Origin of the sequence: Streptococcus mitis SK597 (assembly GCF_000148545.1) — a bacterium.
GTDB classification, from domain to species: domain Bacteria; phylum Bacillota; class Bacilli; order Lactobacillales; family Streptococcaceae; genus Streptococcus; species Streptococcus mitis_C.
Genome location: NZ_AEDV01000095.1, coordinates 1 through 11965, shown reverse-complemented (window position 1 = coordinate 11965; position 11965 = coordinate 1). Strand labels below are relative to the sequence as shown.

The window sequence follows — 11965 nt, the reverse complement described above, 5'->3', positions numbered from 1 at the left end:
CTTGATATTGTGCGTTTTATTATGAAATTGAATTATGAAGAGAAAGTTCAAATCCATGAACTAAAAAACAAGGAATCAGCTTAAAGCAACTTTCAACTATATTTGGAGTAGGTATTTCTAAAGTAACATACATGTTTAGTTTGTTTTGATCGTTATGGGATTGAAATTGTCAAGAAAGGGCAGAATCGCGATTATTCTCCAGAATTAAAACAAAAAATGATTGATAAAGTTCTTCTTGAAGGTCGTTCGCAAGGAAGTGTTAGTCTTGATTATGCCCTCCCAAACCAAGGAATGCTTCCAAATTGGCTGGCACAATACAGGAAAAACAGGTATACTATTGCTGAGAAAACAAGAGGAAGGTTAGCTAAAATGGGACGTAAACAGAAGAAAACTTGTGAAGAAATGACAGAATTAGAACGATTTAAGGAGGAGAATGAACGCTTACATACTGAGGTAGCTTACCTAAAAGAGTTAGAGGAAAGAGTCGAAGCTTTACAGCTAGAAAGTCAGAATCCTTTACCGGTTCCTTCATCAATTTTTTGTTCTTGAATTTTATTTATGGTGTGAATAATTTTGTCTCATTATTGGGGTTCAGTACTAAGAGTCAGTTGGATTTTTTATTTTAAGAAATAAAATAACAGAAGTATTTTTAGTTTTTAAATTATGATATAATGAATAAAGTTAACTATTCTTGGTAATATGATAGGAACTAATCTTAAAAAGATAAATCATGAGATGAGAAAAAGAAAAAAGGAGTTTGGCTGGTATGAATTATTTCGAGGGGAATGAGTTTTTCCTTCTTTTGTTTGTAGTTTTACTAATTGGTTTTGCAGTAAACTTTTTTGAAAAACGTAAGGACTACTATATTTTGGTGCTCTCCCTCTTATTTGCAGGAGCTATTTATGGCAAGAGTAGAGCAATGATTGTCTATTTAATCTCCTTTGTAATTTATCAATATTTTCTGGTTTTCATAGCACAGAGGATAGAAACAAAGCGGCTGAAACCTCTGGTTTTCCTTTCTATTTTTCCTTTAGTGATTAATAAAGTCTTTGCCCTAACTTCTCTGCATCTGTTGGCCTTTATTGGAATTTCTTACATGTCCTTTAAGACTATTCAGATCATGCTGGAGATATCGGATGGCTTGATTAAAGAAAAGATTAGCATAAAAGACTACCTGCAATTTTTACTTTTTTTCCCTACAGTTAGTGCTGGTCCGATTGATCGGAGTAGGAGATTTTTAAAAGAGATAAACGAGGTCATGCCTCGAAAAGAGTATCTAGAGTTAGCAGGGGACGGTGTGTATCGTATCGTTTTAGGTCTACTTTACAAGGTTGTTTTGTCAACTTATGTGTACCAGATGTTACTCGCTCTAAGCAATACTGGTACAGTCGTTTACTCAATCAAGTATATGTACCTCTATACCTTGTATCTGTTCTTCGACTTTGCAGGCTATAGTCTAATGGCCGTTGGAAGTAGCAATATTCTAGGTATTCAGACACCGATGAATTTTAACAAACCTTTCTTGAGTGTCGATATCAAGGATTTCTGGAATAGATGGCATATCACCTTGTCGACTTGGTTGAGAGATTTTGTGTTTTCAAGAGTATTGATGCAGGTTATCAGGAAAAAATGGTTTAAAAATAGACTACACAATGCAATCTACGCCTATATGGTCAATATGTTGGTCATGGGTTTTTGGCATGGTCTTAGTGTTAGCTACATTGTTTATGGTTTTTATCACGGTGTCTTGATGGCTGGATTTGAAGTGTATCAAAAGAAAAGCCCTTTTTATAAGAAAAATAAAAACAAAAATTGGTATAAACTACTAAGTTGGTTTGTGACCATGAATCTGGTTATGATTGGTTTCTTTATCTTTTCAGGTGAACCCTATAAAATCTTACTGACGATTTTAAAGAGATAAGAAATTGAAAAGAGGTTGGAAGAATCGAAGGGATAGGATAAAACGAGATGATTAAACTAAAAGCATTTTTGCTATCGCTAGTGCTTGTAATTGCGACGCTTGCCCTTTTAAATGTGACATACGTCAAGAAGATTGATGATTATTATAAAGTAAAGGATAACAGTATTCGCTATAGCACTTCGTATGAAAAGTATAAAAGTAGAGATATTCTGACAAGCAATATTACTGCCAATACACTGGTTTTATTGGGTTCTTCGGAGTTGGTTGCGACTATAAATGAAGACTATCATCCCAATAAAATTTTTAACTACAACGATTTTAATATCATGCAGATTGGGACCAGCTATTCTCAAAACATCATTCAGGCTACGACCTTGGGTTCTATTGAGGGATCTATGAGTAAGCGAAAAGTAGCTATAGTAGAGTCTGTTCAGTGGTTTGAAAAAGATGGGACTCATCAAGATGCCTTTTTGAACAAGGCTTCTCAGGAACATATTTTCCACATGCTAGATAATGATAAGATTAGTAAGGAAACGAAAGAAAAATTAATCAATCGGATTATTGATATTACCAAGGGAAACAAGCAACAAAATGACATCTACAAAAAATACAAAAGTTATTTCATAGATGAGAGATGAAACAGAGAAAAGAATTGTACCTCTTTCTTGGTCGGACAGCCTTGTATTTTATTATCTTTCTAGGGCTACTTTACTTTTTTAGCTATCTTGGTCAGGGTCAAGGAAGCTTTATCTATAATGAATTTTAACTTGAAGGAGAATCCTTATTATGTCAAATAAACCAATAGTAGATATGATTGAAACCATTGAGCATTTTGCTCAGACACAGCCTAGCTATCCTGTTTACAATGTTTTGGGGCAGGAACACACTTATGGAGATTTGAAGGCTGATTCGGATAGTTTGGCTGCAGCCATTGATCAACTGGATTTGCCAGAGAAGTCTCCTGTGGTTGTTTTTGGTGGTCAAGAGTATGAAATGTTGGCAACTTTTGTAGCCTTGACTAAGTCAGGTCACGCCTACATTCCAATTGATAGCCATTCGGCCTTGGAGCGAGTTTCGGCTATTTTAGAAGTAGCGGAGCCAAGTTTGATTATTGCCATTTCAGAATTTCCATTGGAGCAGGTTTCTACACCGATGATGACTCTAGCTCAGGTTCAAGAAGCCTTTGCTCAAGGGACAAGCTATGAGATCACGCATCCAGTCAAGGGAGATGATAATTACTACATTATCTTTACTTCTGGTACGACTGGTAAGCCTAAAGGAGTGCAGATTTCACATGATAATCTCCTCAGCTTTACCAACTGGATGATTACGGATAAGGAATTTGCGACGCCAAGTCGTCCACAAATGCTGGCTCAGCCACCTTATTCTTTTGATCTGTCTGTCATGTACTGGGCTCCGACCTTGGCATTAGGTGGTACGCTCTTCGCTCTTCCTTCAGCCATTACTCAGGACTTTAAGCAACTCTTTGCGACCATCTTTTCATTGCCAATCGCTATCTGGACATCAACTCCTTCTTTTGCGGATATGGCCATGTTATCAGAAGACTTTAATAGTGAGAAAATGCCTGGCATCACGCATTTCTATTTTGATGGAGAAGAATTGACGGTCAAAACGGCTCAAAAACTACGTGAGCGTTTCCCAAATGCCCGTATTATCAATGCTTACGGTCCAACAGAAGCGACAGTAGCCTTGTCAGCTGTTGCTGTGACAGATGAGATGCTAGTGACTCTCAAACGTCTACCAATCGGCTATACCAAGGCTGATTCTCCAACCTTTATCATTGACGAGGACGGAAATAAATTGCCCAATGGCGAACAGGGAGAAATCATTGTCTCTGGGCCAGCTGTTTCAAAAGGCTATATGAACAATCCTGAAAAGACGGCAGAAGCCTTCTTTGAGTTTGAAGGTCTGCCAGCCTATCATACAGGCGATGTGGGAACTATGACAGATGAAGGCTTGCTTCTCTACGGCGGACGCATGGACTTCCAGATTAAGTTTAACGGTTACCGCATTGAGTTAGAAGATGTCTCTCAAAACCTCAATAAGTCTCGCTTTATCGAGTCTGCTGTCGCAGTACCGCGCTATAATAAGGACCACAAGGTACAAAATTTGTTGGCCTATGTCATCTTAAAAGACGGTGTTCGTGAGCAGTTTGAGCGTGATATCGATATTACTAAGGCCATCAAGGAAGATTTGACAGATATCATGATGTCCTACATGATGCCGTCTAAATTCCTTTATCGAGACAGTTTGCCACTGACTCCAAATGGAAAGATTGACATCAAAGGATTGATTAACGAGGTGAACAAGAGATGATGGAGTTCTTTAAACAGCTTCCTCATTTAGAGCCATACGGCAATCCTCAGTATTTTGTCTATGTGATTGCTGCAACCTTGCCTATCTTTATCGGCCTCTTTTTCAAGAAACGCTTTGCCTGGTATGAAGTGTTGGTTAGTCTCTTCTTTATCGTCACCATGTTGGTGGGTGGAAAGACAAATCAATTGGCTGCCTTGGGTATTTACCTTTGTTGGGAAATATTGCTCTTGCTTTTCTACAAGCACTATCGAAAAAGTAAGGATGGCAAGTGGGTCTTCTACCTAGTTAGTTTTCTGTCCCTACTTCCGATTATCTTTGTCAAGGTGCAACCAGCTATCAATGGAACGCAGTCTTTGCTTGGATTTTTGGGAATTTCTTACCTGACCTTTCGTTCGGTTGGGATTATCATCGAGCTGAGAGATGGAGTGATTAAGGATTTTACCCTCTGGGAATTCCTCCGTTTCCTTCTCTTCATGCCGACTTTTTCAAGTGGTCCAATCGATCGCTTTAAGCGATTTAATGAAAATTATCAGACCATTCCTGAGCGAGATGAGTTGATGGATATGCTGGATGAATCTGTTCGCTATATCATGTGGGGCTTTTTGTACAAGTTTATCCTAGCTCATGTTTTAGGAGAAACCTTGTTGCCTCCTTTGAAGAATTTAGCCTTGCAATCAGGTGGCTTCTTTAACCTCTATGTCTTGGCAGTTATGTATACCTTTGGTCTGGAACTCTTCTTTGACTTTGCAGGTTATTCTATGTTTGCCTTGGCCATCTCAAATTTGATGGGAATCCGTAGCCCTATCAACTTTAACAAGCCCTTTTTATCAAGGGATTTGAAGGAGTTTTGGAATCGCTGGCATATGAGTCTGTCTTTCTGGTTCCGTGACTTTGTCTTTATGCGAATGGTGATGGTATTGACCAGAAAGAAGGTCTTTAAAAATCGTAATGTAACCTCAAGCGTGGCTTATATTGTAAATATGCTGATTATGGGATTTTGGCATGGAGTGACCTGGTACTATATCGCCTATGGACTCTTTCATGGGATTGGACTGGTCATCAATGACGCTTGGGTTCGTAAGAAAAAAACGCTCAATAAGGAGCGGAAAAAAGCAGGGAAGCCTGCTCTACCTGAGAATCGCTGGATTCAGTTGCTTGGCATGGTTGTCACCTTCCATGTCGTCATGCTGTCATTCTTAATCTTTTCTGGATTCTTGAATGATTTATGGTTTAAAAAATAAAAGGAAATAAAATATGGATATCAAATCAGAAGTTATCGAAATTATTGATGAGTTGTTTATGGAAGATGTTTCTGACATGATGGATGAAGATCTTTTTGATGCAGGTGTCTTGGATAGTATGGGAACGGTTGAATTGATTGTGGAGATTGAGAACCGTTTTGACATTCGTGTCCCTGTAACAGAGTTTGGTCGCGATGACTGGAATACGGCTAATAAAATCATAGCTGGTATTGTGGAGCTACAAAATGCTTAAACGCTTATGGATGATCTTCGGGCCGGTCTTGATAGCTGGTTTGTTGGTTTGTCTGCTCATTTTCTTTTATCCTACTGAGATGCATCATAATCTAGGAGCTGAAAAGCGTTCAGCGGTGGCTACTACTATCGATAGTTTTAAGGAGCGAAGTCAAAAAGTCAGAGCCCTATCTGATCCAAATATGCGTTTTGTTCCCTTCTTTGGCTCTAGTGAATGGCTTCGTTTTGACGGTGCTCATCCTGCGGTATTAGCTGAGAAATACAATCGCTCCTACCGTCCTTATCTTTTAGGACAGAGGGGAGCTGCATCGCTTAACCAGTATTTTGGAATGCAACAGATGCTGCCACAGCTGGAGAATAAACAAGTTGTGTATGTTATCTCACCTCAGTGGTTCAGTAAAAATGGCTATGAGCCAGCAGCTTTTCAGCAGTATTTTAATGGAGACCAGTTGACCAGTTTTCTGGAACATCAATCTGGAGATCAGGCTAGTCAATATGCAGCGACTCGCTTACTACAGCAGTTCCCAAACGTAGCTATGAAGGATTTAGTTCAGAAGTTGGCAAGTAAAGAAGAATTGTCGACGGCAGACAATGAAATGATTGAATTATTGGCTCGGTTTAATGAACGCCAAGCTTCCTTTTTTGGTCAGTTTTCAGTTAGAGGCTACGTCAATTATGATAAGCATGTAGTTAAGTATTTAAAGACCTTGCCAGACCAGTTTTCTTATCAATCTATAGAAGATATTGTTAAAGCAGATGCAGAAAAGAATACTTCCAATAATGATCTGGGAATGGAAAATTATTTCTATAATACGCAGATCAAGAAGGATTTGAAGAAATTAAAGGACTCTCAGAAAAGCTTTACCTATCTCAAGTCGCCAGAGTATAATGACTTGCAGTTGGTTTTAACACAGTTTTCTAAATCTAAGGTCAACCCGATTTTTATCATTCCACCTGTTAATAAAAAATGGATGGACTACGCTGGTTTACGAGAGGACATGTACCAACAGACGGTGCAGAAGATTCGCTATCAGTTAGAAAGTCAAGGGTTTAACAATATCGCAGATTTTTCTAAGGACGGCGGGGAGCCATTCTTTATGAAGGACACCATTCACCTTGGTTGGTTGGGTTGGTTGGCTTTTGACAAGGCAGTTGATCCTTTCCTATCCAATCCCACACCAGCTCCGACTTACCATCTGAATGAGCGCTTTTTCAGCAAAGATTGGGCGACTTATGATGGAGATGTCAAGGACTTTCAATAGATCATAATATAGAAGAGTTCAAGAATGAAGCCTATTTTCACGTTTTTTCTTGACTCTTTTTTTGCTTGTGATATAATTAACTGGTAAATAAAATGTCAAATAATAGTATTTTTCTCTTAAAAAAGAGAATTCTAAAAGGAAAGGAGTCAGATATGAGACAGCTAGCGAAGGATATCGATGGCTTTTTGAATGAGGTGATTTTGCAGGCAGAAAATCAGCATGAAATCCTAATAGGTCATTGTACTAGCGAGGTAGCTCTGACCAATACCCAGGAGCATATCCTCATGCTCTTGTCGGAGGAATCTTTAACAAATTCAGATTTGGCTCGTCGTCTCAATGTCAGTCAGGCGGCAGTTACCAAGGCCATTAAGTCTTTGGTCAAGGAAGGGATGTTGGAAACATCTAAAGATCCTAAGGATGCGCGTGTGATTTTTTATCAGTTGACTGATTTGGCTCGTCCAATCGCTGAGGAGCATCATCATCACCATGAGCATACGCTTTTAACCTATGAACAAGTGGCGACTCAGTTTACTCCAAATGAACAAAAAGTGATCCAGCGGTTTTTGACTGCTTTAGTAGGAGAAATCAAATAATGAGATACATTACGGTAGAGGATTTATCCTTCTATTATGACAAAGAGCCCGTTCTTGAACATATCAATTATAGTGTTGATAGTGGGGAATTTGTTACCTTGACGGGGGAGAATGGGGCAGCTAAGACGACACTCATCAAGGCCAGTCTTGGAATCCTCCAACCACGCATTGGCAAGGTAACCATTTCAAAGACAAATACGCAGGGTAAGAAATTGAGAATAGCCTATCTTCCTCAACAGATTGCCAGTTTTAATGCAGGTTTTCCAAGTACGGTTTATGAGTTTGTCAAGTCGGGTCGCTATCCACGAAAGGGTTGGTTCCGTCGTTTGAATGCTCATGATGAGGAGCATATCAAGGCTAGTTTGGACTCAGTTGGTATGTGGGAACACCGAGACAAACGCTTGGGGTCTCTATCTGGAGGACAAAAGCAGCGAGCGGTGATCGCGCGTATGTTTGCCTCTGACCCAGATGTATTTATCCTAGATGAGCCGACAACGGGAATGGATGCAGGAAGTAAAAATGAATTTTACGAACTCATGCACCACAGCGCCCATCATCATGGCAAGGCTGTTTTGATGATTACCCATGACCCTGAAGAAGTTAAGGACTACGCGGACCGCAATATCCATCTAGTCCGTAACCAAGACTCACCATGGCGTTGTTTCAACGTTCATGAGAATGATCAGGAGGTGGGCCATGCTTAGTTTGTTATCTTATGACTTTATGCAACGTGCATTTCTAGCTGTTATTGCTATGAGTCTTTTCTCGCCAGTTCTTGGAACCTTCCTCATCTTGCGTCGTCAGAGTTTGATGAGCGATACCCTCAGTCACGTCTCACTTTCAGGTGTAGCCTTTGGTCTGGTTCTGGGGATTTCTCCGACTATTTCCACTATTGCTATTGTCTTGATTGCGGCGGTCTTTCTGGAGTATCTCCGTACGGTTTACAAGAGCTTTATGGAAATCGGGACAGCCATCCTTATGTCAACAGGTCTGGCTGTTTCTCTGATTGTCATGAGCAAGGGTAAAAGCTCGAGTTCTATGAGTTTGGACCAGTATCTTTTTGGTTCGATTGTGACTATCAGCGAAGAACAGGTTATTTCCCTCTTTGTCATTGCGGCGGTTGTTTTGATTTTGACCTTCCTCTTCTTGCGTCCAATGTATATCTTGACCTTTGATGAGGATACGGCCTTTGTGGATGGCTTGCCAGTTCGTACCATGTCTATTCTTTTTAACATGGTGACAGGGGTGGCTATTGCCCTTATGATTCCTGCTGCGGGAGCTCTTCTGGTATCGACCATTATGGTCTTGCCAGCTAGTATTGCCCTGCGTCTGGGGAAAAACTTTAAATCGGTTATGCTGCTAGCTAGTGCTATTGGATTTTTGGGAATGGTGGCAGGACTCTACATTTCCTACTATGCAGAAACACCTGCAAGCGCAAGTATTACTATTATTTTTGTAACTGTCTTCTTACTGATTAGTTTAGTAAGACGTTTTATCAAATAGGAGACTAATGTGAAAAAAATTAGCTTATTGCTAGCCAGTCTATGTGCCTTGTTTTTAGTAGCTTGTTCCAATCAAAAACAGGTAGATGGCAAACTCAATATTGTGACAACCTTTTACCCTGTCTATGAATTTACCAAGCAAGTCGCAGGAGATACTGCTAATGTAGAACTCCTCATCGGTGCTGGTACAGAACCTCATGAATACGAACCGTCTGCCAAGGCAGTTGCCAAAATCCAAGACGCAGACACCTTCGTTTATGAAAATGAAAACATGGAAACTTGGGTTCCTAAATTGCTAGATACTTTGGATAAGAAAAAGGTGAAAACCATCAAGGCGACAGGTGATATGTTGCTCTTGCCAGGTGGTGAGGAAGAAGAGGGAGACCATGACCATGGAGAAGAAGGCCATCACCATGAGTTTGACCCCCATGTTTGGTTATCACCAGTCCGTGCCATTAAACTTGTAGAGCACATCCGTGATAGCTTGTCAGCAGATTATCCGGATAAAAAAGAGACCTTTGAGAAGAATGCTGCTGCCTATATCGAAAAATTGCAAGCCTTGGATAAGGCTTATGCAGAAGGCTTGTCTCAAGCTAAACAAAAGAGCTTTGTGACTCAGCACGCAGCCTTTAACTACCTTGCTTTGGACTATGGACTCAAACAAGTCGCTATCTCAGGACTTTCTCCAGATGCAGAGCCATCAGCTGCACGTCTGGCAGAATTGACAGAGTACGTCAAGAAAAATAAAATTGCCTATATCTACTTTGAAGAAAATGCCTCACAAGCCCTTGCTAACACACTTTCAAAAGAGGCAGGTGTCAAAACAGATGTCCTCAATCCTTTAGAAAGTCTGACAGAAGAAGATACCAAGGCGGGAGAAAATTATATCTCTATCATGGAGAAAAACCTCAAAGCTTTGAAACAAACAACAGACCAAGAAGGCCCAGCAATCGAGCCTGAAAAAGCAGAGGATACCAAGACAGTTCAAAATGGTTACTTTGAGGATGCCGATGTCAAGGATCGTACCTTGAGTGACTATGTAGGTAACTGGCAATCAGTTTATCCTTTCCTTGAAGATGGTACGTTTGACCAAGTATTTGACTACAAGGCTAAGTTGACTGGTAAGATGACTCAGGCTGAGTACAAGGCCTACTATACAAAAGGCTATCAGACAGATGTGACTAAGATTAATATCACTGATAATACTATGGAATTTGTTCAAGGTGGACAAAGCAAGAAATATACTTACAAGTATGTCGGTAAGAAAATCTTGACTTACAAGAAAGGCAATCGTGGTGTGCGCTTCCTCTTTGAAGCGACAGATGCTGACGCTGGACAATTCAAGTATGTTCAGTTTAGTGACCACAATATCGCCCCAGTTAAGGCAGAACATTTCCATATCTTCTTTGGAGGTACAAGCCAAGAAGCCCTCTTTGAAGAAATGGATAACTGGCCAACTTACTACCCAGATAACCTATCTGGCCAAGAAATCGCCCAAGAAATGTTGGCGCATTGATGAGAAACCGACTAGTTCATAAGAGCTAGTCGGTTTTTTGATACTAGATGGCTAACTTCATTATAGATCTTTCAGAACTTTAAAAAATATAGTATATTGAAACTAGAATAGTACACCTTTGCTTCTAAAACATTGTTAGAAATCGATTTGACTGTCCTGATTGATTTGTCCTGTTCTTATTTCGTTTCACTATAAATAAAACTCTTGAAATATCTGGGCTTATATGCTAGAATGTAGTTAGTGTATAAGGTTCATTAGAACACCAAAGCCCCTAACTATTGCAGTAGTTAAGGGGTGTTTTGGTATATTCTACAGGAATAGAAAAAGACCCTCTAAACTTTGTAGAGAGCCTTAAAAAATCAAAATAAAAAGATAACCCCAGGCACATAGGAATGCTCAACCTTTCAGTCTACCCCATTCTGGGACCCAGCGTTTATCCTTCACAAGTTATCTTATTGAGTCCATTATATCACACTTATGGAAAATGTAAGAAATTTGTATAGTATTTTTAAATGAATTGATGAAAAATCAAATACCTTTCAGAACTAAGGAATTTTAAATAATAAATAAAACTCTTGAAATATCTGGACCTGTATGTTAGAATAAAATCGATAGGCAAGGTTCATTAGAACACCAAATCCCTTAACTATTGCAGTAGTTAAGGGATTTTTTGATGTATCTTAGCGATTTAACGGGTGTTTACAGGCTAGTCATTCGGTCTACTTCTTACCATCTAGCCATTTGCAGACGAAATACAAGATAATTCCTGCTATGATGTCCGCTACAATAGTAAGAACGAGCTCTGGGGCAAGGTTCATTAGTTTCACCTCCTCTCACGAACCGTAAGGAACGTAATCGGTAACCGATGACAAAAATAGTATATCACATTAAATTTAGATCATCAACATTGCTTAATGCTTGAAATATCAGGGTTTATATGCTAGAATGTAGTTAATGGATAAGGTTCATTAGAACACCAAAGCCCCTAACTACTGCGATAGTTAAGGGCTTTTTTGACGTATCTTAGCGATTTAACGGGTGTTGATAGGCTAGTCACTCGGTCTACTTCTTACCATCTAGCCATTTGCAGACGAAATACAAGATAATTCCAGCTATAACATCTGCTATAATAGTAAGAGCAAGCTCTGGTATAAGGCTCATTAGTTTCACCTCCTCTCACGAACCCATAGGAACGTAATCGGTAACCGATGACCAAAATAGTATACCACAATAAATTTAGACCATCAACCTTACTTAATGCTTGAAATATTAGGACTTATATGCTAGAATATAGTTAATTGATAAGGTTCATTAGAACACCAAAGCCCCTAACTACTGCCA

10 protein-coding genes and 2 pseudogenes are annotated in these 11965 nt (G+C 39.5%); all 12 read left to right on the top strand.

Annotated elements, in window-relative coordinates; all coding sequences use genetic code 11:
* Positions 1–21 precede the first annotated feature (21 nt).
* Positions 22–477: pseudogene (locus SMSK597_RS14000) on the top strand (transposase); the annotation flags it as partial.
* A 289-nt stretch (positions 478–766) separates the two neighbouring features.
* On the top strand, positions 767–1921 hold the full coding sequence (dltB, locus tag SMSK597_RS12085) for a D-alanyl-lipoteichoic acid biosynthesis protein DltB (protein WP_001105734.1): 1155 nt from the start codon (positions 767–769) through the stop codon (positions 1919–1921).
* A gap of 47 nt (positions 1922–1968) precedes the next feature.
* Positions 1969–2550: pseudogene (gene dltD, locus SMSK597_RS12080) on the top strand (D-alanyl-lipoteichoic acid biosynthesis protein DltD); the annotation flags it as partial.
* A gap of 5 nt (positions 2551–2555) precedes the next feature.
* Positions 2556–2687, top strand: a complete 132-nt coding sequence (locus SMSK597_RS0103310) for a teichoic acid D-Ala incorporation-associated protein DltX (protein WP_000813664.1) — start codon at positions 2556–2558, stop codon at positions 2685–2687.
* 20 nt (positions 2688–2707) lie between these two features.
* Complete coding sequence (gene dltA / locus SMSK597_RS12075; protein WP_000066752.1) at positions 2708–4258, top strand: D-alanine--poly(phosphoribitol) ligase subunit DltA; 1551 nt, start codon at positions 2708–2710, stop codon at positions 4256–4258.
* On the top strand, positions 4255–5499 hold the full coding sequence (gene dltB, locus SMSK597_RS0103305; protein ID WP_000969715.1) for a D-alanyl-lipoteichoic acid biosynthesis protein DltB: 1245 nt from the start codon (positions 4255–4257) through the stop codon (positions 5497–5499). Before dltA ends, dltB (SMSK597_RS0103305) begins: the two co-directional genes overlap by 4 nt.
* A 13-nt stretch (positions 5500–5512) precedes the next feature.
* A complete protein-coding gene (gene dltC, locus SMSK597_RS12070) occupies positions 5513–5752 on the top strand; it encodes a D-alanine--poly(phosphoribitol) ligase subunit DltC (RefSeq protein ID WP_000351967.1) in 240 nt (79 codons plus the stop codon).
* Positions 5745–7013, top strand: coding sequence for a D-alanyl-lipoteichoic acid biosynthesis protein DltD (gene dltD, locus SMSK597_RS12065; protein WP_000919854.1), 1269 nt, complete (start codon positions 5745–5747; stop codon positions 7011–7013). The genes dltC and dltD (SMSK597_RS12065) overlap by 8 nt, the downstream gene beginning before the upstream one ends.
* 152 nt (positions 7014–7165) lie before the next feature.
* Complete coding sequence (gene adcR, locus SMSK597_RS12060) at positions 7166–7606, top strand: zinc-dependent transcriptional regulator AdcR (RefSeq protein ID WP_001249312.1); 441 nt, start codon at positions 7166–7168, stop codon at positions 7604–7606.
* Positions 7606–8310 (top strand): metal ABC transporter ATP-binding protein, encoded by a 705-nt coding sequence (locus tag SMSK597_RS12055; protein WP_001269496.1) that lies wholly within the window; start codon positions 7606–7608, stop codon positions 8308–8310. The genes adcR and SMSK597_RS12055 overlap by 1 nt, the downstream gene beginning before the upstream one ends.
* Entirely contained in the window at positions 8303–9109 is an 807-nt protein-coding gene (locus SMSK597_RS12050) for a metal ABC transporter permease (RefSeq protein WP_000950030.1), read from the top strand. Before SMSK597_RS12055 ends, SMSK597_RS12050 begins: the two co-directional genes overlap by 8 nt.
* Before the next feature lie 9 nt (positions 9110–9118).
* Complete coding sequence (gene adcA / locus SMSK597_RS12045) at positions 9119–10624, top strand: zinc ABC transporter substrate-binding lipoprotein AdcA (protein ID WP_000724096.1); 1506 nt, start codon at positions 9119–9121, stop codon at positions 10622–10624.
* Positions 10625–11965 lie beyond the last annotated feature (1341 nt).